General features: G+C 43.8%; 20 protein-coding genes. 15 read left to right on the top strand and 5 right to left on the bottom strand.

Features of this window, described 5'->3' with window-relative positions; genetic code table 11:
• Positions 1 to 13 precede the first annotated feature (13 nt).
• The 7 genes from IEW93_RS05735 (at position 14) to IEW93_RS05765 (ending at position 6087) form a co-directional block, all read left to right on the top strand.
• Complete coding sequence (locus tag IEW93_RS05735) at positions 14 to 913, top strand: DUF350 domain-containing protein (RefSeq protein WP_188737846.1); 900 nt, start codon at positions 14 to 16, stop codon at positions 911 to 913.
• A 3-nt stretch (positions 914 to 916) separates the two neighbouring features.
• On the top strand, positions 917 to 2677 hold the full coding sequence (locus IEW93_RS05740) for a polyamine aminopropyltransferase (protein WP_223419296.1): 1761 nt from the start codon (positions 917 to 919) through the stop codon (positions 2675 to 2677).
• Between the two features lie 79 nt (positions 2678 to 2756).
• Entirely contained in the window at positions 2757 to 3170 is a 414-nt protein-coding gene (locus tag IEW93_RS05745; protein WP_160052590.1) for a YjfI family protein, read from the top strand.
• 10 nt (positions 3171 to 3180) lie between these two features.
• Positions 3181 to 3870 (top strand): PspA/IM30 family protein, encoded by a 690-nt coding sequence (locus IEW93_RS05750; RefSeq protein WP_188737848.1) that lies wholly within the window; start codon positions 3181 to 3183, stop codon positions 3868 to 3870.
• Positions 3871 to 3875: 5 nt separating this feature from the next.
• Complete coding sequence (locus IEW93_RS05755) at positions 3876 to 4529, top strand: hypothetical protein (protein WP_188737850.1); 654 nt, start codon at positions 3876 to 3878, stop codon at positions 4527 to 4529.
• 21 nt (positions 4530 to 4550) lie between these two features.
• The gene (locus tag IEW93_RS05760; protein WP_188737852.1) at positions 4551 to 4886 is read left to right on the top strand and encodes a hypothetical protein; all 336 of its coding nucleotides are present in this window, start codon (positions 4551 to 4553) and stop codon (positions 4884 to 4886) included.
• Positions 4887 to 5259: 373 nt separating this feature from the next.
• The gene (locus tag IEW93_RS05765; RefSeq protein ID WP_188737854.1) at positions 5260 to 6087 is read left to right on the top strand and encodes a potassium channel family protein; all 828 of its coding nucleotides are present in this window, start codon (positions 5260 to 5262) and stop codon (positions 6085 to 6087) included.
• Positions 6088 to 6171: 84 nt separating this feature from the next.
• On the opposite strand, the gene mrcB is transcribed toward IEW93_RS05765, so the two are convergent.
• The 4 genes from mrcB to pepB form a co-directional block, all read right to left on the bottom strand.
• Positions 6172 to 8466 carry a penicillin-binding protein 1B gene (mrcB, locus tag IEW93_RS05770; RefSeq protein WP_188737855.1) on the bottom strand — a complete coding sequence of 765 codons (2295 nt, stop codon included), beginning with the start codon at positions 8464 to 8466 and terminating at the stop codon, positions 6172 to 6174.
• A gap of 61 nt (positions 8467 to 8527) precedes the next feature.
• A complete protein-coding gene (gene hrpB / locus IEW93_RS05775; RefSeq protein ID WP_188737886.1) occupies positions 8528 to 11071 on the bottom strand; it encodes an ATP-dependent helicase HrpB in 2544 nt (847 codons plus the stop codon).
• A gap of 125 nt (positions 11072 to 11196) precedes the next feature.
• The gene (locus IEW93_RS05780) at positions 11197 to 13512 is read right to left on the bottom strand and encodes a putative bifunctional diguanylate cyclase/phosphodiesterase (RefSeq protein ID WP_188737857.1); all 2316 of its coding nucleotides are present in this window, start codon (positions 13510 to 13512) and stop codon (positions 11197 to 11199) included.
• Positions 13513 to 14461: 949 nt separating this feature from the next.
• On the bottom strand, positions 14462 to 15736 hold the full coding sequence (gene pepB, locus IEW93_RS05785) for an aminopeptidase PepB (RefSeq protein WP_188737859.1): 1275 nt from the start codon (positions 15734 to 15736) through the stop codon (positions 14462 to 14464).
• A 145-nt stretch (positions 15737 to 15881) separates the two neighbouring features.
• On the opposite strand from pepB, the gene sfsA reads away from it, so the two are divergent.
• The 8 genes from sfsA to IEW93_RS05825 all read left to right on the top strand — a co-directional run bounded on the left by sfsA (position 15882) and on the right by IEW93_RS05825 (position 22971).
• Positions 15882 to 16586 carry a DNA/RNA nuclease SfsA gene (gene sfsA, locus IEW93_RS05790; RefSeq protein ID WP_188737861.1) on the top strand — a complete coding sequence of 235 codons (705 nt, stop codon included), beginning with the start codon at positions 15882 to 15884 and terminating at the stop codon, positions 16584 to 16586.
• A gap of 136 nt (positions 16587 to 16722) precedes the next feature.
• A complete protein-coding gene (gene dksA, locus IEW93_RS05795; RefSeq protein ID WP_188737863.1) occupies positions 16723 to 17166 on the top strand; it encodes an RNA polymerase-binding protein DksA in 444 nt (147 codons plus the stop codon).
• 127 nt (positions 17167 to 17293) lie between these two features.
• Positions 17294 to 18181, top strand: coding sequence for a tRNA glutamyl-Q(34) synthetase GluQRS (gluQRS, locus tag IEW93_RS05800; RefSeq protein WP_188737864.1), 888 nt, complete (start codon positions 17294 to 17296; stop codon positions 18179 to 18181).
• 235 nt (positions 18182 to 18416) lie between these two features.
• The gene (locus tag IEW93_RS05805) at positions 18417 to 19727 is read left to right on the top strand and encodes a polynucleotide adenylyltransferase PcnB (RefSeq protein ID WP_223420008.1); all 1311 of its coding nucleotides are present in this window, start codon (positions 18417 to 18419) and stop codon (positions 19725 to 19727) included.
• A 2-nt stretch (positions 19728 to 19729) separates the two neighbouring features.
• Positions 19730 to 20218 (top strand): 2-amino-4-hydroxy-6-hydroxymethyldihydropteridine diphosphokinase, encoded by a 489-nt coding sequence (folK, locus tag IEW93_RS05810; protein WP_188737866.1) that lies wholly within the window; start codon positions 19730 to 19732, stop codon positions 20216 to 20218.
• Between the two features lie 66 nt (positions 20219 to 20284).
• Complete coding sequence (panB, locus tag IEW93_RS05815; protein WP_188737869.1) at positions 20285 to 21079, top strand: 3-methyl-2-oxobutanoate hydroxymethyltransferase; 795 nt, start codon at positions 20285 to 20287, stop codon at positions 21077 to 21079.
• A 61-nt stretch (positions 21080 to 21140) separates the two neighbouring features.
• Positions 21141 to 21995 carry a pantoate--beta-alanine ligase gene (panC, locus tag IEW93_RS05820; protein WP_188737871.1) on the top strand — a complete coding sequence of 285 codons (855 nt, stop codon included), beginning with the start codon at positions 21141 to 21143 and terminating at the stop codon, positions 21993 to 21995.
• Positions 21996 to 22452: 457 nt separating this feature from the next.
• Positions 22453 to 22971, top strand: coding sequence for a DUF4124 domain-containing protein (locus IEW93_RS05825; RefSeq protein WP_188737872.1), 519 nt, complete (start codon positions 22453 to 22455; stop codon positions 22969 to 22971).
• Positions 22972 to 22997: 26 nt separating this feature from the next.
• On the opposite strand, the gene IEW93_RS05830 is transcribed toward IEW93_RS05825, so the two are convergent.
• The gene (locus IEW93_RS05830) at positions 22998 to 23198 is read right to left on the bottom strand and encodes a YheV family putative zinc ribbon protein (protein WP_188737874.1); all 201 of its coding nucleotides are present in this window, start codon (positions 23196 to 23198) and stop codon (positions 22998 to 23000) included.
• Between the last annotated feature and the right edge of the window lie 386 nt (positions 23199 to 23584).

Below are 23584 nucleotides of genomic sequence, written 5' to 3' on the forward strand. Positions count from 1 at the left end.
GTAAGGACTCCCCATGACATTTTTTCAAGAATATGGCTTAACTCAACCTCTGGCGATCATCTTAGTAATCGACTTGAGTATCGCGATTGTGCTGTTGGCATTGATGCGTTATTTGCAAGGTTGGAGCATTAAAGTGAATAGCAGCGCCGAACTGGCTGAACGCGACAATTTTGCCTTTGGTATTAGTACTGCAGGCGCTGTTGCAGCATTAGGTATTGTGCTAACGGGTGCGATTACTGGCGAAGCGGCGCCATCGTATTTAACCGAGGCCATTGGCATGTCGGCTTATGGCTTGTTTGGTTTAGTACTGATTAAACTAGGGCGCTTTTTGCATGACAAAATCGCGTTGAACGAGTTTGCTAAAAACGCCGAAATTTTAAAAGGCAACGTGTCTGTTGCCGTTGTTGATGCTGCCGCGGCCATTGCCACAGCCATTATTATTCGCGCTGTATTGATGTGGGCAGAAGACATCACAGTAAACACCTTTATTGCTATTTTTAGCGCGTTTTTAATTTCGCAGTTAATGCTAGTACTGCTAACTCGCTTACGCGAACAGCGTTACGCGAAACGCAATCAGCAAGCCTCAATGCAACAGGCATTAGCTCAAGGTCAAACCGCTTTAGCACTGCGTCACAGCGGTTACATGATTGCTATGGCATTAAGCTTTAACGCTGCCAGCCACTTTATTATTTATCAACCGACGGGCTATGTCAGCAACATCATTGGCTGGTTTGTGTTCTCATTGATAATGTTAGTGGCCCTGTCATTGCTCATTGCTTTAGTGAAAAAACTGGTTCTAGCGGGCATTAACTTGGCAGAAGAAGTAGAAAAGCAGCACAACATTGGTATTGCCGCAGTAGAAATGGCCATCAGTATTGCAGTTGCACTGATTTTAACGGGGTTAATGGCGTAATTTATGACAACCCCTTTGCTTGAGTCTAGCCCCCACTCTTCTGCCCATGGGGGTGCAGAGCAAAGCGCCCCAGTATCTCGTAATGTGTCGTGGTTTGACGATGCCCTGCTATTGGGCATTATGGCGGCACTTGCGGGATGCGGTCTTATTTATGAATACCTTTTGTCACACTATGCAGGGCGTATTTTAGGTGCGTTAGAAGCCGCCATTTACACCATGATTGGCTTAATGATTGTGTCTATGGGTGTGGGCGCGTTTGCAGCGCGTAAAATAAAATGTGCCTTTACCGGCTTTGCCATGCTCGAACTCACCGTGGCTTTGTGTGGCTCGTTTGCGATTATCATTACCGCAGCAGTGATTGGCTTTGGCCAGCAACTGCCACTGGCCATTGCAAACACCCTTGGCTTACCACCAGACCATATCCCTAACGGCGGCTTTATTGCCAGCTTGCAAACCTTAAGCGAATACCTACCTTACGTTTGGGGGGTGTTGCTGGGGTTAATGATTGGTATGGAAATCCCACTTATTGCCCGAGTACGACAATCGTTATCTGACGCCCATTTGCTACACAATGCTGGCACCATTTATGGTGCCGATTACATTGGCGCAGGTGTCGGCGCTGCCATATGGGTCGGGTTTATGTTAGCCATTGATATTCAATTAGCGGCAGCATTAACCGCCAGTGTAAACCTATTAGCAGGGCTTGGGTTTATCTGGCGTTTTTGGGCACAAATTCGGCATGTTAAATTATTATTAGTTGGCCATATTATTGCCAGCGTTGTTATTGGTTTACTGGCAGTAAAAGGCCCGAGTTGGGAACAGCACTTTAATAACCTGCTGTATAAAGACAAAGTGGTTTATGCCAAGGCTACTCGTTTTCAACAACTTAACTTTACTGAGCGGCTTCGTGGCGGTGGCCTTACGCCCGTGTACAACCTATACATCAATGGCCGTTTACAGTTTTCTAGCAGCGATGAACACATCTACCATAGCTTTTTAGTGCACCCAACATTGGCAGCCAGCGCTCGCCACGACAAAGTATTAATTATTGGTGGTGGCGATGGTCTTGGGCTCAAACAAGTGCTCAAATGGCAACCTAAAGCGGTGACCTTAATGGACCTAGACGAGGATTTATTAACGCTTTTTAAAACACCGCCCGCTGACATGCCGGCTCATTTAAGTGAGGCATTATTAACGCTCAATGGCGATGCATTAAACGACCCGCGTTTAACCTTAGTAGTCGATGACGCCTTTAACGGTGTCGATAAATTACTCAGCCAGGGTGAAATGTTTGATGCCATTATTGTGGATTTACCCGACCCAAGCCATCCCGATTTAAATAAACTGTACTCTGATTTATTTTACCGAAAACTCAACGAGCTGCTCAGTGCTGACGGTGTCATCACAGTGCAATCAACCTCACCGTATCATGCGCCTAATGCGTTTATTTCGGTGGGTAAAACCCTCGGCGCAGCCGGTTTTACGGTAAAACAGTACCATCACAATGTACCAAGTTTTGGCGAATGGGGCTGGAGCATTGGCACTAAGATGGGTAAAAATCCGCAACAACGATTAGCTGCCATTGAAGAGATCCCGGTGCCTGAAGACTGGCTAACACCAGGACTTATTCAAGCATCATTTGAGTTTCCGAAACATTTTTACGACGATATCGATAATATTAAGGTCAACGAAATTGGCTCATTACAGTTGTACCATTACCATTTATCGGCCTGGTCTGAAAACGAAGTAATTAATCTTTTTTAATTGGAACAGATAGCACTTGACATATTATGTCTGGATGCTATCTTTACTCACAGACATAATATGTCAATTAAGGACGAATATGAACATACATACTATTGCAAGCCACCTGAACGGACTGTGCGACCAAAGCCAAACCGGCTTTCAGTTTGACTGCTATCCCATTGATGGCGATGTTGAAGTGTTACAAGTGAATGTTGTAGGCCGTGAAGAAATCCCGGTGTTTGTATCGGTAACTGACAACCAAATATTGTGTATCAGTTATCTGTGGGGCGAAAACGAAGTAAACCAGGCCCGCCGCGCTGAAATGTTTGAGACCATGTTAGAGCTCAACATTCCAATGCCATTATCTTCATTTGCCAAAATTGATGATAAGTACGTGGTGTATGGTGCGTTATCAGTGCAATCAAGCATGATTGAGATTGAACAAGAATTAGCAGTACTGTCAGACAATTGTCTGGAAGTTATCGACGAACTCGTCGAATTTTTAAACTAAGGAGCCAATTATGGGCATTCTAAACAAGATTCTTACAGCGTTTCGTGGTGGTGCAACTGAAGTTGGCCAAACTATCGTTGACGCTAACTCAACCCGTATTTTTGAACAAGAAATTCGTGATGCAGAAAAGCACTTAACTAAAGCTAAGCGTGAGCTAACAGACGTGATGGCCAAAGAAATGCAAGCGAGCCGCGAAATTGATCGCCTAAAGCGTAGCATTGCTGAGCACGAAGGTTATGCCACCCAAGCGTTAGACAAAGGCAATGAAGCATTAGCCATCGAAGTGGCTGAAAAAATTGCCCAGCTTGATGAAGAATTAGCCGAGCAGCAAACCGCTAACGATAGCTTTAGCTCGCACGCAGTACGTTTAAAAGATTTAGTGAAAAAGACCGAACGTCAATTGTCTGATTACCAACGCCAATTAACCATGGTTAAAACCACTGAAAGCGTACAAAAAGCCACTGCGACCATTACTGACTCGTTTGCATCTAGCAACTCTAAGTTACTTAATGCTAAAGATTCTTTAGAGCGTATCAAGGCGCGCCAGCAGCAGTTTGATGATCGCTTAAAAGCATCTGAAACCTTAGCTGAAGAAAACAGCGACAAGTCTTTACACGCTAAGTTGGCTGAAGCCGGTATTGGCGAGCAAAAGTCTAACGCTAATGCAGTGTTAGATCGCATTAAAGCACGTAAAGGTTAATTGCGATGGGATTTCTTAGCGGCCTTTTTGGCAAAAAAGAAGCCCCGAAGCGCCAGCTTGACCACCCAAATAAACTGCTCAAGGGTGATATGTTAACCCTTGATGACAGTTTTGCTTTGCCCGCGCAACTTCGCGGGCAACAGCTAAAGGTTGAAGCCATTCATACCTATGAATACCAGCGCTCGCAGGTTTGTGAATTCTTATTACGTGGCCATAGCGGCACCGCAATCTTTATGTCTTACATTCAAGAAGACGAGTCTTACCTGAGTTTTTCAATCAAAATCAATCGTGCCGATGTTGAACAACTTTTTGACCTTGATGCCTTTGCTGAAATCTTTGAAGAGCCTGGTAAAGCCACTTTAGTGACCCAAGCTTTATCTGCAGAGCTTGAAACTGAGTTTGGCCAATGGTTGAGCGATGAATACCATCAAGTAGAATTTGCAGGATTTGGCTATTTCCATCGACAAGATTATCGTGGTTTAACCCCGCCGCAAGATGAAAATGGTGACAGAGGAGAAGGTTTTGAAGGCTATTGTCTAGTCAATGATCAAGACACTCATGCTGTTGATATTGAAGTATACGAAGGCGGAGACACCGAAGTTATGTTGACCTTATATCGTCCATTAACCGATATTAGAGACTACTGGCCGGCAAGCTGATACGTAGGAGATAACGTTGTTATGAGCTCAGGTAAACCGTTACCCGATAAATGGCTTAAAAACCAACAAGCCGCAAAAGCCACGCAAGTGGCTTTTGATCTAGATGAAAAGTTTCAATACTCCATCCGTAAAGCCGCTTTAGATAAAGGCGTTAGCCCGTCTGATCAAATACGCACCATCCTCGGATTATCTGTATCAAAACGGCCCAAACGCCCTAGGCTCACCGTATCGTTAAGTGGTGAAGACTATGTATTATTAGCGCAAAAATACGGCTTAGACAGCGACGCTCAATTAGAGATCAAAAAACGTGTGCTTGATGATTTAGTTCACTTTGTCGACAAAAAATCATCAACGTAAAACCACTTATGGTTTATGTCCCTTAAAAACGCACAAGGGGCTGTTGATCTTTGCTGGTTGAATTTTGTTCGAGTTAAAAACGTTTTAATCGAGGCGAATGGAGTGATGCCTAGCCATCTAAGCAAAATCCATTCAACAAAGAGTAAAACGTTTTTAGCCGAACCCGTTGGGCAGCGTTTGTTGGCCATTTTTACTGCGTTATCGACTTTTTATGTAGAATAACTACACTTCAAAGTCTCTGCCTTGTATAAAAGACCAGCAATTCGCTGCAAAAACAACCTTGAAATATCAACAACCCCGATACTCGCGCCTTATGCGTTTTTTGTTATGATAACGTTTATAAATTAATAACAATGAACCAAAGCAGGCATTTATGTTTGAATCTAAACGTTGGACACTCAAAAATGTCGATGGTCCCAGCCCATTTGAACTCGCCATGATGGTGTTGTCATTGGTATCGGTAGTGATTGTATTAACAATTACTTTTGCACGTTTAGATCCCGAAACCAATAAAGTACTACTGTATATCGACACCAGTATTTGTATGATTTTTATGAGTAAGTTTTTTCATGGCTTATTCAAGGCCCGCAACAAAACCTACTACCTGCGCCATCACTGGATTGATTTTATTGCCAGTATTCCGGCCATTGAAGCACTAAGAATCGCGCGAATATTTCAAATTTTACGAGTTATACGATTAATTCGCATGAGTCGCTCCTTGATAGTGCCGCTATTACGCCAACGAAAACAAACGACTCTTGCAAGCTTGCTCGTGGCCATGGTGTTAATTTTAGCCACGGCGTCAGTGCTCATTCTGCTGGTCGAAAGTGCCGAACCGAATGCCAATATTCAAACCGCTGAACAAGCTGTTTGGTGGGCGCTGGTAACCATATCAACTGTGGGTTACGGTGACTTTTATCCCGTCAGCACCATTGGCCATGTCATTGGTGGATTGGTGATTATTAGCGGCGTGAGCTTTTTCGGGGTGATTTCGGGTTATATGGCATCGGTGTTTGTTGCACCTGATGAAACCGAGCGCCAAGAAGAGCAAGAGGCAAAAGAAGCTCACAAAGAACAAATCAATAGTAAGCTTGAAGCAGCCCTTGAACAAATGCAGCAAAATCAATTACAAATGGAACAAAATCAACAACAAATGCTGGCTGAAATTACCAAGTTAAGACAACAACTCGATAAGCACTAACAACATCGTTAACGCGCAGCACATAAACAAAAAAGCCCAACGTCGACAAGACCTTGGGCTTTTAATTAATGGCAGAGTAACTTGCTAACCACCCACCAGCTTTTGCCACCAAGATAAGGGCTCACCACAATTAGCTGCGGGCCGATAACTGGTTTCTAATGCCGGTAAACCAATAATATTGTCGCAGTTGCCTTGTTTAGCCATACCTGTGGTTCGGTCAAAGTAGCCATTAATCACCCCATTAACAGGCACCATGCGTAAACTTAATGGTGGACGTTGCTGTAAAAACGCCTGATACACAGCCATTGCACCGCTACTGCCATATAAGCCCGTTTTACTGTTGTCATCTTGCCCAACCCAAATCGCTGCTACATTTCGCTCATCAAAACCAGCAAACCAGGAGTCACGACTATCGTTACTCGTGCCCGTTTTACCTGCTAATCGCACCCCAGGGAAGGCTGCGCCTAATCGTTTAGCGGTTCCTGAGCGCACCACATGATTCATTGCATATTGCACTAAATAGTCGGTGGCTGGCGCAATGGCTTGCGAGCTCGGCGCACGGCTAACATCTAACGCCTGATTCTGGCTGTCTAGCACAGCGGTAATCGAAGTTAACTTACGGTAACGCCCCTCATCAGCCAAGGTTTGATAAACCTGAGCAACCATTAATGGCGAGCCATTTACCGCACCTAAAAGCATTGATGGATAGGGCGATACAGGCTCTTCCCAACCCGATTTTTGCAAGGTAGACACAACATTATCAACACCAACAGCTAAGCCAACATTAACTGTAGGTACGTTCATTGAATCTTTAATCGCTGTCAATAAAGGGACTTGGCCACTAAATTTTTTATCAAAATTGTTAGGCGACCAGGTTTTTCCTTGCTCGTTTTTCAAGGTTATCGGTTTATCGTCAATGGGGGTCGCGAGCGTAAACTTATCGCTTTGATTTAATGCACTTGCATAAACAAAAGGCTTAATGAGCGAACCAATTGGACGACGAATTTCAACCGCGCGGTTAAAACCTTCGTAACCAGGCACCTTATCACCCACCATTGCCGCAATACCGCCGGTATACTTGTCGGTAACCACCATGCCAACTTGAATATTTTTAGCGCGTTTATTCAATGACGCCATGGTAGATGACACTGCTTTCTCTGCTGCATCTTGCGCCATTGGATCGAGTGTGGTGTAAACTTTTACCCCAGATTGTTGCAGTAAAGAGTCTCCATAGCGGTCACGTAACTCTTGTTTTACCACAGCAAAAAATGCCGGTAGCTTTTGATGCACAGACTTTTGTGCACTGCGTAATCCCAGCGGCGACTCAGCTGCAGCTTTGTATTGGGCAACGGTGAGCTTATCGTTTTCCATTAATAAGCGCAGCACTAAGTCACGACGCTCTTGAGCACGTTCAGGGTATCGCCAAGGGTTGTAATAAGACGGCCCTTTAATGACTGCCACTAAAAACGCTTGTTGTGACAAGGTTAACTCGCCCACCGGCCGGCCAAAATAAAATTGTGAGGCTAAGCCCATACCATGAACGCCACGAGCTTTGTCTTGGCCCATGTATACTTCGTTTAGGTAGGCTTCTAAGATCTCATCTTTGCTGTATCTAAAATCAATAATCAACGCCATTAGGGCTTCACGTACTTTACGCACAATTGAGCGTTCACTGCTTAAAAAGAAGTTCTTGGCTAACTGTTGGGTTAACGTTGACCCTCCTTGCACTGTGCGCCCAGCACTAATGTTAACCATTGCGGCTCGGGCAATCGCCAATGGATTAACCCCGTGATGATCATAAAAACTGCGATCTTCAACCAAAATAAGCGCATCAACAATACTCGAAGGCATTTCGGGAGTTGGCACAAATAATCTGTCTTCGCCATCCCCAGCAATAATCCGGTCAAGCAATACTGGTTCTAAATGAAATACAGCTAACTCGCGCATATCAGACATGCGCTTAACAGAGCTGACACCGTCTGCATCAAAGCTTATCATCACTCGTTGCTCGACTTGATTACCCTCAGGGTGTAAAAAAGGACGACGCCATAATTCAATACGAGTACTCGATGCAGAAAACTCCCCCACTTGGCGAGGGTTAGCCACTTTGCGATAACCGAGTAATTTAAGCTCGGCCATCAGTTGCGGATGGTTTACCGCAGCGCCAGGGTACAACGCCATTGAACGACTGAACATTTGCGCTGGCAAATGCCACTTTTGACCCTCAAACTTTTTCGCAATAATTTGATCTAAATAGATCGCATAAAATGTCACAACAGCAAGCCCGACTAAGGCAAGTTTCCAGGTTAATGACCATAACGATCTCCACCATGATGTTGTTTTTTTAGCACGAGGTTTCTTGGTTGTTTTTTTTGTCATAAATCTTCATTCGTTTAATGTTGCACAGTAATCGATTCGCCTTAACTCAGATTCGGCTTGTTTATAAACCGGGCGTTTTCTTTTTAGTAAATTTGGTCGCTACGGTGTTTACTGGGTCGTCGGGCCATAAATGCCGAGGATAACGACCACGCATTTCTTTTTTCACTTCGACATACGGCCCCTGCCAAAAACTGGCCAGATCTGCTGTAACAGCCAACGGCCTGTGCGCTGGTGACAATAACTCCATCGTTACCGTCATTTTCCCCTGCAATATACTTGGGCTTTGCGCTAAACCTAATGCTTCTTGTAAACGCACACTTAATAAAGCTCGACCTGGTTCAGCAACGCTATGGTAAAAATCACCATTGGTGTCGAGCGGCATTTGGTATTTTATTGGTGCTTTGGTACCGGTTGCCATAGGCCAATGTGTTGGCACTAATTGATCAAGTAAGCTTTGTTGTTGCCAACTTAAACGGTTTTTCACTAACCCATAAGCATCAACTTTAGCTAAAGCGGCTAGCGAGTTAATTTGCTCAATATATGGTGCCAACCAATCAGCTAAGGTGGCCATTAAATGGGTATCAGTCAAACAGGGCCAATCATGTTCTGGCGCATAAAAACGCGCTAATTCGACGCGGTATTGTAACTGGATTAAAGCATCATCACGATTAAGGATTGTTAACCCTTTTGCACGAACCTGCTCGAGTAATGCAGCCGTAATGTCAGCACGTTGCGGCGCAATGCCCGTATCAACTTTAATAATAATCTGGCCAATTTTAGTGTGTTTTTCGGCAAAAAATCGCCCTTTGGCGTCATCCCAACCACCTTGCACCTTGTGGGTGACAAGATCACTTAACTCATCATCAAATAACCGCTCATCTAACCGAGCGGCTAAATACACTTGTCCGGCATTACGGCCTTGAGTTTCTTGAAAGTCAGCAACCACTAACCAAGGCTCGTGGGCAAGGCTGTCATCTGCGGCAATCACCACACCTGTACCGTTACTGAGTAAAAAGCCATCTTGCCCACGTGCTTTGGCAATACGATCGGGGTAAGCGAGTGCTAACAAATAACTGATATCACGGGTGGAAGCCTGGCGTATCGCATCTTGTAATTGCCCTGAAATCCCTAACGCTTGTTGCCATTGACCCACTTGCTGCTTAATCTGCCCATGCAAAGCTTCGGTTAAGTAATGATGGATGTCGGCGCCTTTTTTAGGCAATGATCGCGCTTCAATAATCCCAGCCAATATACAGGCTAATACGCACAGTTGCGGCTGAGATTGCTCATTGGCGAGCTGTTTAGCCTTAAGCAACATATGAGCCAAACGAGGGTGACAACCAAGCGCATACGCATCATGCCCGAGCGAAGTTAACTTTCGCTGACTGTCAACCAATGCAAGTTGCTCAAGTAACTGCCAAGCAACTTGTTCATGAATGGCTGGCGGGGCTGTAAGTAACGATAATTCATTAAGTGATTTTACGCCCCAACTGGCGCAATCCAGTGCCATAGCGGTGAGCTCACTGAGGCTAATTTCTGGCTCGTCAATCTTACGCAAACGCCCATGCTCTTCTTGGCTCCATAAGCGCACGCAATAACCCGGCGCTAACCGCCCTGCACGGCCACTTCGCTGCACGGCAGATGCCTGACTAATGCGTTTAAGCCCTAAACGCGTCACACCGGTTTTAGGGTTAAAACTGGCTTCACGGCGATAACCACTGTCGATAACAATCGTTATCCCTTCAATGGTTAAACTGGACTCAGCCACGTTGGTCGCCAGTACAATTTTACGCTTACCGGGTTCGGTTAACCCAATGGCCCTATCTTGCTCTGCTGGACTTAAATCGCCATATAAAGGGCAAATAAGCCATGTTGGATCTAAGCGCTCAGTGAGCATGCGAGCAAGCTTATTGATTTCACCTTTACCGGGTAAAAATGCTAAAACACTGCCGAGTTGGTATTCCGTTAAGCTGGTGTCATTAACCGTGTCATTTATCACTTTTGCCATGTGAACCAACCAAGGTTGCTGCGTCGGGCAAGGTTGGTATTGATGTTGAACCTCAAAACTACGACCTTGACTACTAACATGCTTTGCACTTGGCATTAAGTTGCTCAGTGGCAAGCCAGACAAGGTTGCAGACATGGCAACAATGGTTAAGTCATCTCGTAATGATTGTTGCACCTCAAGCGCGAGAGCAAGGCCAAGATCGGTAGGTAAATGACGTTCATGGATCTCGTCAAAAATGATCACATCAACCCCAGTCAGCTCAGGATCGTGCTGGATCATCCGAGTTAAAATGCCTTCGGTAACAATTTCAAGTCGAGTATGTTTACTCACTTTTGTGTCGCCACGAACTCGATAACCCACATTTTGACCAACCGCTTGGCCTAACTGCTTAGCAATAAATTGCGCCACATTACGCGCTGCAACTCGTCTTGGCTCCAGCATGATGATTTTGCCGTTAATTTCAGGCCAGGCTAACATGGCTAAGGGCAACGCAGTGGATTTACCTGCGCCCGTTGGCGCTTCAAGAATGATTTGCGAATGCGCATTGAAAGCGCTGCGGATGTCACCTAACACCTCATCAATGGGCAATGCGGTCAAACCAAGCGAATGCAATGGGATTGAGGTGTTAGATTTAGCTGTGTCAGATATGGTCAACGGCTTTTACTGTGGCTGATATTTTATGGCATATTTTATACTAATAACGCTTACATAGGTATCAGCACCTAGCGGTGTGTCATGCCAAGTGCTTTTCTCTCTTCTGCACTAACAACGCTAACAGCATCAGTTAACCAGGGCTGACGGAGTCCGTTGTCAAGTTCAGTGAGTCGAGTGGGTTTATTAATGGCGTAGCCTTGAGCGTAATCTACACCTATGTTTCTCAAATATTCGCCAATGTCTGTATTTTCAACAAATTCAGCTATCACCTCAAAATGCATGTCTTTGCCTAGCTGGCAAATAGCCGAAACAATCGCTTTGTCATTTCGATTACTGCAAAGATTGACCACAAACTGACCATCAATTTTAACATAGTCGACATCAAGACATTTGAGATATGCAAAACTTGAAAAGCCTGAGCCGAAGTCATCTAGAGCCAATTTACAACCAAAAGGTTTAAGTAAATCTATCAGTCCTGTGGCTTGTTCTAGCTGACTAACTGCAGCGGTTTCTGTGATTTCAAAACATAACTTATCTACCAGTTCTGGCTCAACCATCAGGCGCATCTCAAGCCAACTCATAAACTTTTGATCAGCGAGCGACATTGCTGATAAGTTTACAGACACCATAGACAATTGCTGCCAAATCGCTAGGTTTTCTCCGCCCCATTTTAGCAAGTTATCTATCACCCAACTGTCCACTCGCGGAGCTAAATTGTATCGTTCTGCTGCAGGCAAAAACACGCCAGGAGAGACATAAGTGCCATCGCTTTGCACCATGCGCAGTAAAATCTCCATATGAATACCACTTTCTTGTTTATTAAGTGGTTCAATCAATTGGTAAAATAACTCAAACTGATTTAGGGCTAATGCGCCTGCAATGTCGACAGAGGCTAACATCTGGTTATACATAATGTGCATTTGCGGGTCGTCAGGATTATAAAAATGCCAGCGATTGCGACCATCTTCTTTTGCTAACTGACAAGCGGCATCGGCTTTACTCATTACGCCATAAATATCACCATCGGCATAATCAACTTGAGCAATACCAATACTGGCACTGACATTATGTTTAATGCCTTTCCACACAAACTCATGACCAAACAATTGTTGGCAAATTCGTTTAGCCACTTGCTGCGCGGAAGACTTGTCAGAGTAATGCATTAACAATCCAAATTCATCACCACCAAGCCGAGCCACAATATCGCCTTTACGCAGTAACTGTTTTAAACGTACAGCGACTTGTTGCAATAATTGATCGCCAGCTTGATGACCGCTAAGATCGTTAACAACTTGAAATTGATCGAGATCGAGAAAGGCAATACAGGCAGGAATATGATCTTCATCGTTTAACAGGTTGTCGAGCATGTTCTCAAATTGCACTCGATTAGGTAGACCTGTTAACACGTCAAAATGAGAATGAAATGAAAGCTCATCCGCTAAACGGTAACGCTCGGTGACATCTTCAATCATGAGCAATAATTGTTGCTGGCGGTTCAACGCGTGACAAAAACTAAACTTATACCAATGATTTTTAGCACCATTGCGCAAAGGAACTTCACACCAGGCTTGACGCAAAATACCTTCGCGAACGATATGCAAGGTATCATTGAGCAAAGGGTGGTCTTCCTCACGCAATACATCAAATAAATTATCGCCCGGTTTTATGGGTAAAATACTTTGCCAAATGTCATTTTGCAGCACAACCACATTGTGTAAGTCAATTAACGCACACGCCAGTGGCAACAACTGAAACAGCTCTTGGTATTGCTTGTCTTTATTATCAAGCACAACAGCTAATCGCCTTAGCTCCAACGCTGACGCTAATTCATAAGCTGTGTCATCAAGCAATGTATGGACGGCGTCACATGGGGGGCGTTGGTCTGTAGTGTTTTGCTGATCGTTAATACACAAGGCACCTAATATCACTTTGACATTACCCACTTGTAACACAGGGCTAAGTGCAAGATGTTGACAGTCGATGTCTAATGATAAAAATGTTTGTAATAAAGGTACTAATAACGGCGCCGACTCGAATAGAGCTTGATTATCATCTTCTGCGCAATAACCAATAGCCTGAGTGTTTTCCAGCAAAGATTTACAGAGCTTTTGATGACGGCTGACAGCTTGATTAAATCGCTCGCCAACATCAGATGATGCAGCAAAATGACAAGCACATTGCTGTTCAGTGGTGTCGATGATGTCACTGTCTGGAGCAAACAAATTGTCAAACTGACTCGTCAAAATAAATGCACCACTGCATTCGAGTCGATTACAGACAATTTCAAGAGCCCGATTGAGCAGCGCTAATACCGAAGTATTATTCCCTTCAATAGGTCCATTTGTAAAAACACTTTTCAGTAGTTGTTGTGTGCTATCTGCCATTCATCAACTCAATAAAGGATTGCAATTCAATTTGCATAGGGATAAAACATCATGACGTTTTCGCTATATTCACTCACCACATTTTAGGTGTGGTGGGCATTGGTAACTCAAAATTCATTATGGCAAAAACAGCTCATAAATTAAGTGTAGTTTGACAACAAATAATAAACGACATTTATTTATATCATGCTGTATTAATAATCTATTCAGGTTAGGGTTTCAACCCGCCACTAATTAAGTTATAGCTAATGTACATTTACTCTCATCGAAATGTATTTGCTCTTTGTGAGTAATAAACCCACTCATCAGCATAAACATATGCGGTATTATATGGGGTTGACGCACTGTTAACACCCGAGAGCAACCTCAGAAAAAAGCTCAAATTACACATTAACCCTAATTTTTAACTTCAGTAGATCGGACCAGTTGATAAAGTCTTAGCGAACTCAAAATCACAATTTATCAGTTTGTCAGCAAGTCAATCACGGTAATTCAAGCATAATAGAACCAGTGTAGCCCAATAACCTTAAATCTGGTTAAGAGATGCATTGATAACTTACAAATCAATACGTTAACCACGACCTACTTTCAACCTTGTCATTTGTTTTCTAACAAGGCAAATTCACAGGCTCTAGTCTTCTTATCGTAAACGAGTGTCGCAGTTAGACAGACAAAAGACTGTTTAAAAAGGCGTTTTTTCCAGCGTTTAAATTAACATAACCAATTTGTTCATATTGCGACGTAGGCCAACAAATAGTATTTAGCACCAAAAACCTTGTTAGTCAGTCAATACTGGCAGTACTCTTTATTAAATACTCAGCAGTATGGGTTGTTAGAGTAACAATTCCATTCGATCGCCCCTAAAATTTGATTGCATAAGCCTGATAAAAAAGCCGCTAACAATGAAGACTCATTATTAGCGGCTACATTTAAGCCGATACATTATCGACTAGTCTTTTAATAACTCAGCAATAGTAAGCACACCGTGAGTGGTAGCCCCTGCTGCCCAAAGCGCCGACGCAGATGACTCAAACGCAGCGGCTAAATCAACATGCAACCAATTAGCTTGAGGTGACACAAAGCGCCATAAAAAGCCCGCAGCATTTGATGCACCACCCGCGCCACCACCTTTAACAGGACGGCTATTTGCTGTGTCTGCATAAGCCGACGGACACATGTCTTTGTGCCAAGGGTCTAACGGTAAAGGCCATACATTTTCAGATACTGCAGCGGCGCATTTTTGAGCCAGTTGCAAAGTGGCCGTTTGTGGCGAAAAAATCGCATTGTAATTTGAACCTACCGCCATTACCGCTGCGCCAGTAAGAGTTGCAGCATCAATAATTAATGGCGCCCCTGTGTCAGATGCAGCTTGCAGCCCATCAGCTAACACTAAACGGCCTTCTGCGTCGGTATTGACGATTTCTACCGTAGTGCCATTTTTGTAAGATAAAATATCACCTAGCTTAAACGCTCTGCCACTGACTAGGTTTTCAGCACAGCATAAAAACAGTTTTACTCGCTTATTTAAGCCCGCTTTCATCGCTAAACCTAATGCTGCAGTCACCGTTGCTGCGCCGCCCATATCGCACTTCATGGTGAGCATACCTTCAGATGACTTTAAGCTATAGCCACCAGAGTCAAAGGTAATCCCTTTACCAACTAAGGCAACAGAAACAGGCGCGTCAGCCGCAAGTGGATTAAAATCTAGTTCAAGCAATGCAGGTGGACGCTCACTACCGCGACCTACGGCATGAATACCAACCCATTTTTTTTCTAATAATTCTTGGCCTTCAACAATGGTAAAACTCACCTTGTCGCCACCAATGTTTTTCAACCAGTCAGCAGCTTGTGTAGCTAACCCAACTGGTGACAGATCTTCAGGGGTATCGTTAATGAGCTTACGAGCAAATTGGGCCGCTTCAGCACGTTGAGTTAAGGTTGCTTGATCAGCATCACTGCCACACCAGCGGACTTCATATCCCGCTTTTGCAGTTGCAAAACCTTGGGCAAATGCCCACTGAGAATGAACGCTCCATAAATCACCGGCTAACTGCACAGCATTGACACCTTGATTGCGGATTTTTCTTGCCGCCATTTGGATCTGGCGCAACTCGTCTGTACCAGATAAGTGAATCAAAGTTTGAGCACCTTGATACGTCACATCAGCCTTGCCCCAATGGGCTGCAGGAGCTTCAGTGGTGAGCGTTACCGTCATAATATCCATAATGATTCCTTGTTGTACGCCAAATGGCGAAAATACCCTAGCCTTCATACAAGCTAATGGCAGTAGTGTAGACAAAACATAATCGATAAACCAAGCTAAAATTTGTTAGCATTGTTGTAAATAAACCCATAACAGATTGATACACATGCAATTTGATCCCAAACTTGAAACCGGTGTTCTGTTAAAACGTTATAAACGCTTTTTAGCCGATGTGGCACTGCCTGATGGACAGGTAATAACGATTCATTGCCCCAACACTGGCTCGATGAAAAACTGCCTATTTCCTGGGCAGCAGGTCTGGTTTTCAACCTCAGATAATCCCAAACGAAAGTACCCACACACATGGGAATTAATGCAAACCGATCAACAACATTTGATTGGTATCAATACTGGACGCGCTAACGCGCTAGCTGAAGAGGCCATCAATCAGCATATTATTACTGAACTGCAAGGATATGACACTCTCAAGCGTGAAGTAAAATATGGCGATGAAAATAGTAGAATCGATATCTTGCTCACGAGTCAAGAGCGTCCACAGTGCTATATTGAAGTGAAAAGTTGTACCTTATTAGAAAACCAAGTGGGTTATTTTCCAGATGCCGTCACAACGCGGGGACAAAAGCATCTACGAGAACTAATCCACATGGTCACACAGGGTCACCGAGCCGTATTATTGTTTGTGGTACAGCACAGTGGCATAACGTCAGTAAAACCCGCGCGACATATCGATCCACACTACGCAGACTTACTTGAACAAGCCGTTATGAGGGGAGTTGAAGTGTTAGCTTATAAAACAGCACTTTCACCACAGGGAGCTCATATAATAGAGCCCTGTAAAGTGATGTTATAAATAAAAACACTTAAATACTCAGTAAATAATTTGCCTAGCTATAGAGTTTCTGGTATAGATAGCGGCCGTAAAAATAAGACATAGCGGCCGTGAATTAAGACGCCCTTAAAACGCAAAAGATGACAGGAGATGCGTTATGCCTGAAGGCACTAAAAAACTTGGCGTACTCGCTATTGCTGGTGTAGATCCTTACCAGGAGTCAGCTGGTGAAGAGTACATGAATAGCAAGCAAAGAGGTCACTTCAAACGGATCCTCGAAGCATGGCGTAACCAATTGCGTGAAGAAGTCGACCGTACGTTAACTCACATGCAAGACGAAGCTGCAAACTTTCCTGATCCTGTAGACCGTGCAGCACAAGAAGAAGAATTCAGCTTAGAATTACGTGCTCGTGATAGAGAACGTAAACTGATCAAGAAGATTGAAAAGACATTACAGAAAATTGAAGAAGACGATTTCGGCTTCTGTGATTCTTGCGGTGTTGAAATCGGCATCCGTCGTCTTGAAGCTCGCCCTACAGCCGATCAATGTATCGATTGTAAGACTCTTGCTGAAATCAAAGAAAAACAGATGGCGGGTTAACCCGTTATCCGATTGGGCGAGATGTTCTCGCCCTTATGTTTTCTTGCATGTAAAAACCACAACATAGTAGCGTGTTATTCATCTGGATAGCGTCTGTGCTAATTTAGCGACTAAAAAATTCACCGCTATGAGCAATTCTCAATACATTGGCCGTTTTGCGCCATCACCGTCAGGGCCGTTACACTTTGGTTCTCTAATCGCTGCGTTAGGCAGTTACCTTCGAGCGCACAGTCAACAGGGTCAATGGTTAGTTCGTATTGAAGATATTGATCCACCTCGCGAAGTAACAGGTGCAAGCGATAACATACTGCGCACACTTGACGCTTATGGTTTGCACTGGCATGGCACAGTTTTATATCAACACCAGCGTTATGATGCCTATCAAGAGCAAATCGAGCAGTTAATCCACCATGACCAAGCCTACTTTTGCCAATGCACCCGCAAAATTATTCAAGCTATGGGTGGCGTCTACGACGGCCGTTGCGGCCAATGCTACCCTCGGCTAACCCAAGGAGCTATCCGTATTCGTAACCAGGCAAAAGTCGAAAGCTTCACCGACTTACTGCAAGGCAACGTGACTGTAGATAGCCATTTTGCAACCGAAGATTTTATCATTAAACGCAGCGATAATTTATACGCTTATCAACTGGCGGTAGTACTAGATGATGCTTTTCAAGGCATTACAGAGGTGGTTAGAGGGTGTGACTTATTAGAAGCAAGCTGCCGTCAAATCAGTTTATTCAAACAGTTAGGGTTTAATACACCAGCCTGGTTACATTTACCCTTAGCCTGTGCAGAAATAGGCTTTAAATTATCAAAACAAAATCATGCACCCGCTATTGATACAAAGCAGCCACAAACGAGCATAAACGCCGCGCTCTCATTTTTAGGCCAACCCACGGTTGACCTCGACTCAGTAGACATTATGCTGCAACAAGCGGTGGCACAATTTAGCTTGCCAGGGATCCCTAAACAAAAAGAAATCGTACTAAAAAGGTCAAACGTGGCAACTTAACAAATAAATGCAATTAAACGGGGGCATTAAGGGCTTTTAGCCACTTTGCAGATATACTCATTGCCTCACATTTAATGTATTATACCCGCCAGATTTTTAATCAATTTATTCTAGTATCACGAGGTGTATTATTTTTCGCCGTATCAGCCAATTCTGTAAACAGCTATTTGAAGACAACAAAGTAGCTCCAGCCCTTGAAGCGCCCCTTCAAGAAGATGGCTTACGCCTGGATATCATCTCCAGAGATGGTCACTCTATCTCACGTCGCCAAATAAGTGAAAATGCGCTAAAGGTGCTTTATCGTCTTAACAAATCAGGTTACAAAGCCTATTTGGTTGGCGGCGGTGTGCGTGACATTTTACTGGGTTTACAGCCCAAAGATTTTGACGTCGTAACCAATGCCACCCCTGAAGATATCAAAAAGCTTTTTCGTAATTGCCGGTTAGTTGGCCGTCGCTTCAGGCTTGCCCACATAGTGTTTGGTCGCGATGTTATCGAAGTCGCCACCTTTCGCGGCCACCATGGTGAAACTGACGATAAAATATCAAAGTCGAATGCCGAAGGCCGTTTATTACGTGACAACGTCTATGGCGAAATAGACGAAGACGCCGAACGCCGCGATTTCACCATCAATGCATTATATTACGACATTAGCGACTACTCTATCCGCAGTTATGGCGGAGGTATTAACGATCTTAATGCGCGCACGATCAAACTGATTGGCGATCCTGAAACACGTTACCGCGAAGACCCAGTGCGCATGCTTCGGGCGGTTCGATTTGCAACCAAACTCGACATGCAAATCGATGAAATCACAGCTAAGCCAATAAAAGAGTTAGCACCACTACTTAGTGATATTCCTGCCGCGCGCATGTATGAAGAAGTCTTAAAACTCTTTTTTGCAGGCAAAGCTGAAGCCAACTATCACATGATGCAACAATTTGGTTTGTTTGAGCCGCTTTTCCCACAAGTGAGTGCATTAATAAACGAATCACCTAAAGGTCATGCGGCCAAAATGCTGCAAGCCGTAATGAGCAGCACCGACTCACGTGTTAATCAAGACAAACCCGTCACACCGGCATTTTTCTACGCAGCCATTTTGTGGTACCCACTAAAGCAACGCGCTGATGATATCGCTATAGAAAGCGGTTTAAGTCATTACGATGCTCATGTTGCTGCCATGGGTGATGTCATGGAACAACAATGTCGCACCATTAGTATTCCACGTCGATTTAGTACACCAGCTAAAGACATTTGGCAGTTACAACTTCGTTTAGAACGCAGCCAAGGAACTCGCGCCTTTAAAATGCTCGAGCATGCTAAATTCAGAGCCGCTTACGATTTATTATTACTTCGTGGCGAAGTTGAAACGGGCAATATTGCAAAAATTGCTGATTGGTGGAAAAGCTTTGTAGAAGCCGATGAAACAGAGCGCGGTAATATTGCTAAAAGTGGCAGTAAAACGGGTAACAGCCGAAACCGAAATGCACCACAACGTAAGCGTCGCCGTAAACCGGCTGCAAAAACGAAACCCGCTGCTGAGTAGCCATGGCAACAATCCAAGTCTATGTCGCTTTAGGGGCAAATTTAGCTAATCCGACACAGCAACTCGACGCTGCGGTTGCTGCACTTTGCGCGATCGCAGTTGACGATTCATTGCAAGTGTCGAGCTATTACCACTCAAAACCTATGGGTGACGTGGTACAGCCTGACTACGTCAATGCTGTAGCTGGCTTTAAAACCACATTGCAGCCAATTGACTTACTCGACGCATTACAAGCTATCGAGCAACAGCAAGGCCGAGTGAGGTTGCAACATTGGGGACCACGTACACTGGATTTAGATTTACTGCTTTATGGCCAACAAAATATCAGTGTCCCTCGACTCACTGTGCCGCATTACGGCATGAAACAACGCAGTTTTGTACTCATACCGCTAGCAGAGATTACACCTACACTCACACTACCTTGTGGTACCAGCCTTGAAAGCCTGATTAGTGTGACAATGCGCGATGAATTGCAAAAACTTATCGAGTAAAGTTGATCTTAACTCGCAGCACATTAAGCTCAATTTTTAGTATTTCAATTTTTTTAAGAGTCTACTATGTCAAAAGTCACCAGCTCAACCTTAATCAAGTTCAAAAAAGAAGGCAAAAAGTTCACCGCACTAACCGCCTATGATGCTAGCTTTGCCGGTGCATTTGATAATGAAGGCGTAGACGTACTGCTAGTGGGTGACTCTCTTGGCATGGTTTTGCAAGGCCATGATGACACTCTGCCCGTAACGGTTGCCGATATTGCTTATCACACTGCATGTGTTAAGCGCGGTATTTCACGCGCGTTATTAATCGCTGACATGCCATTTATGAGCTATAGCACGCCAGAACAAACAATGACCAACGCAGCAATGCTAATGCAGGCAGGTGCCAATATGGTTAAAGTCGAAGGTGGGCATTGGTTACTTGAAAGCGTAAAAATGCTGACTGAGCGCGGTATCCCGGTATGTGCGCACTTAGGGTTAACACCTCAATCTGTGCATGTGTTTGGTGGTTTTAAAGTACAAGGACGCGATGCAGAAAATGCGCAGCGCATTCTTGATGAGGCTAAAGCCCTGCAAGCCGCTGGCGCACAATTATTAGTGGTTGAATGCATACCACCACAATTGGCTAAAGCCATCACCGAAGCTCTGACCATTCCTGTCATAGGCATAGGCGCAGGCGCTGACACAGACGGTCAAATTTTGGTAATGCATGATGTGTTAGGTATTTCAAGCGGCTACATTCCTCGCTTTTCTAAAAACTACCTTAAGCAAACAGGTGAAATCCGCTCAGCAATTAGAGCCTATATTGATGAAGTGGCTAATGGCACCTTCCCTGCAGAAGAACACACATTTAACTAACTTTTTTGCTGCATAAATAGCAGCGTTAACATCCTATTTTAGAGTAAGGTTCGACAATACCATGATTACCACTGCGGCAATTTCAACCATTCGTGAACAGGTAAAAGCGTGGCGGTCAAAAGGCGAAACAGTTGCTTTTGTACCGACGATGGGCAATTTACACCAAGGCCATATCACCTTGGTTAACGAAGCTAAAAACCGTGCAGATCACGTAGTGGTATCTATTTTTGTTAACCCAATGCAGTTTGGACCTAAAGAAGATCTAGACGGCTACCCTCGCACGCTAGAACAAGACAGTGAAAAGCTGGTAAATGCTGGCGCAGAGCTGTTATTCACTCCAACGCCAGAGATTATTTACCCTAAAGGGTTAACCAAGCAAACTTACATTGAAGTGCCCAACATAGGCGATGAGTTGTGTGGTGCCAGCCGTCCTGGTCATTTTCGTGGCGTTGCAACCATTGTCGCCAAACTGTTTAATATTGTTCAACCAGACATTGCCTTGTTTGGATGTAAAGATTTTCAGCAATTGTTAATCATCAAAACCATGGTAGAAGATTTATCAATGCCAATTGAGATTATAGGCATTGATACTATTCGCGAAGCGTCGGGCCTAGCAATGAGTTCACGCAATGGCTATTTAACTGAAGATGAAAAACACAATGCTGCAGCACTAAAGCGCGCAATAGATCATGTGATTAATGCAATTCAGCACAATGAAGACCCACAACACGCCATTGCGCACGCATTAGAACAACTCAAAAAAGCAGGTTTTACCCCTGATTACTTTGAAGTTAGAAACGCTAACACACTCGCTCAAGCCATGCCCAACGATAACCAACTTGTGGTGATTGCGGCAGCTTACCTAGGTAAAGCACGCTTAATTGACAATGTGTCATTTTCTCGTCACCCCGAATAACAATCAAAGGCTGAATTCATTTTAATTTCGCTAAGTTGATAAAATAAAAAACAAAGATTGTTCATTTTTATCAAAAATCAATTGTCAAAAAACTGGTTTTATCGCTAAACTTGACCCATATTTGATCAGAAGTTGCATCACCACTTCATTGGGCTGTTTCTCCAAGTTGAGCAAATAGAGTTCAACTATAGTGAATATCCGGTAGCGTGAATGGCGAATGTCTTACTTGCGTAAGATAAAATTGTGCTAATCTGCTCAATTAAATCAAAGTGTTTATCACAGTGTTAACAAATGCGTTTTCAGACACCGGCAGGCAAAAAGTCAACGACGTTGAATGAAAACCAAATGAGGTATGATGCAACAAGACAAGGTGGTCAGTTGCGGCATGGGCACAGTGATAAACAGGCTAATTTTAGTCTTAAAATCAAAAGATTATAGCAAAAGGATGTGTGGCCGTATGGCAAAAAGACTGTTATTCATGTTGTTTGCATTGAGCACTTTTGGTGCTCATGCTAATACTATTTACAAATGCATGAAAGACGACAAAGTCGTGTTCAGTCAAACCGTTTGCCCGCAAGAATTTCGCCAACACAAAATCGAATACCAACTCGGGATCACCACTGAAGTCGATTCAGACAAACGTGAATTAAAAGAAGATCCACTCAAAGCGCTACTCAATAAACAAACTATCTCCAAAGAAAAACTGCTCCAGCTCTTAGATGCTGAAATCTATCGACTCAAGCAAGAAAACAGCTATTTTGAAATTCTTCGTGCGAGTGAAATTCAAAAGTTGGATCGTAAACGTTACTGGCAAACAAAGCCTAAAGATGATCCAAGTTATGGCCTTGAGCTACAAGAGATCACCGAACGCTTTAACGAATTAACTAAAAATAACATTAACGTTATTAGAGTGTTGAATCAGCATAAAATGAAAATCTCTGCTGAAACCCCTCCAGATGAATACATGAGCAATTAACAGGGAGCTCATTGGCCCTGTTAAATTTAATCTGGCTTAAACACACCTATCATATTGCCGCTGGCTTTTTTCGGCACTTCAATATCCGTTTGTAAAGCCCGGTAGTCGCAGTCTGTACACTCAACAGTTTCGATACCGTTTTCTTTAAACAATAAAATACTGTCTTGAGCACCACATTTAGGGCATTTAGCGCCAGCTACAAAGCGTTTTTTTATTTTGGTCATCATTTACTCTACGTCAATTTACCTATTAAACTGTATACGACTATTTTGCCCTATTAGCCTTGTTACGTCCCGCGATTGTGGGAAAAAATTTACAAATACGCTATTATCTACGCCATTATTCTCAATTCAATATTCAAGTTGTAATTAATGATCAACATTAGCCAAGCTCAATTAATTCGCGGCAGCAAAACCCTTCTCGATGACACCTCCCTAATACCATTCCGCGAAAAAATGTGATCTAATTGCTATATCCGTTACTCACCTTTTTTAGCAATGAAACAACACACCAGTTTCGAATTAATCAGGCTATCCAAGCAAACAGCAGATGCCCGAATGCGTTTGCGATTATTGGCCGTAGCACACTTTCTTGAGGGAGCGAATAGAACTCA

The organism is Shewanella inventionis (assembly GCF_014641855.1).
GTDB classification, from domain to species: Bacteria; Pseudomonadota; Gammaproteobacteria; order Enterobacterales; family Shewanellaceae; genus Shewanella; species Shewanella inventionis.

Bases quoted from the DNA above. Each gene is read 5' to 3' on its own strand.
- IEW93_RS05735 (WP_188737846.1), top strand. From the start codon at position 14: ATGACATTTTTTCAAGAATATGGCTTAACTCAACCTCTGGCGATCATC.
- IEW93_RS05740 (WP_223419296.1), top strand. From the start codon at position 917: ATGACAACCCCTTTGCTTGAGTCTAGCCCCCACTCTTCTGCCCATGGG.
- IEW93_RS05745 (WP_160052590.1), top strand. From the start codon at position 2,757: ATGAACATACATACTATTGCAAGCCACCTGAACGGACTGTGCGACCAA.
- IEW93_RS05750 (WP_188737848.1), top strand. From the start codon at position 3,181: ATGGGCATTCTAAACAAGATTCTTACAGCGTTTCGTGGTGGTGCAACT.
- IEW93_RS05755 (WP_188737850.1), top strand. From the start codon at position 3,876: ATGGGATTTCTTAGCGGCCTTTTTGGCAAAAAAGAAGCCCCGAAGCGC.
- IEW93_RS05760 (WP_188737852.1), top strand. From the start codon at position 4,551: ATGAGCTCAGGTAAACCGTTACCCGATAAATGGCTTAAAAACCAACAA.
- IEW93_RS05765 (WP_188737854.1), top strand. From the start codon at position 5,260: ATGTTTGAATCTAAACGTTGGACACTCAAAAATGTCGATGGTCCCAGC.
- mrcB (WP_188737855.1), bottom strand. From the start codon at position 8,466: ATGACAAAAAAAACAACCAAGAAACCTCGTGCTAAAAAAACAACATCA.
- IEW93_RS05780 (WP_188737857.1), bottom strand. From the start codon at position 13,512: ATGGCAGATAGCACACAACAACTACTGAAAAGTGTTTTTACAAATGGA.
- pepB (WP_188737859.1), bottom strand. From the start codon at position 15,736: ATGGATATTATGACGGTAACGCTCACCACTGAAGCTCCTGCAGCCCAT.
- sfsA (WP_188737861.1), top strand. From the start codon at position 15,882: ATGCAATTTGATCCCAAACTTGAAACCGGTGTTCTGTTAAAACGTTAT.
- dksA (WP_188737863.1), top strand. From the start codon at position 16,723: ATGCCTGAAGGCACTAAAAAACTTGGCGTACTCGCTATTGCTGGTGTA.
- gluQRS (WP_188737864.1), top strand. From the start codon at position 17,294: ATGAGCAATTCTCAATACATTGGCCGTTTTGCGCCATCACCGTCAGGG.
- folK (WP_188737866.1), top strand. From the start codon at position 19,730: ATGGCAACAATCCAAGTCTATGTCGCTTTAGGGGCAAATTTAGCTAAT.
- panB (WP_188737869.1), top strand. From the start codon at position 20,285: ATGTCAAAAGTCACCAGCTCAACCTTAATCAAGTTCAAAAAAGAAGGC.
- panC (WP_188737871.1), top strand. From the start codon at position 21,141: ATGATTACCACTGCGGCAATTTCAACCATTCGTGAACAGGTAAAAGCG.
- IEW93_RS05825 (WP_188737872.1), top strand. From the start codon at position 22,453: ATGGCAAAAAGACTGTTATTCATGTTGTTTGCATTGAGCACTTTTGGT.
- IEW93_RS05830 (WP_188737874.1), bottom strand. From the start codon at position 23,198: ATGATGACCAAAATAAAAAAACGCTTTGTAGCTGGCGCTAAATGCCCT.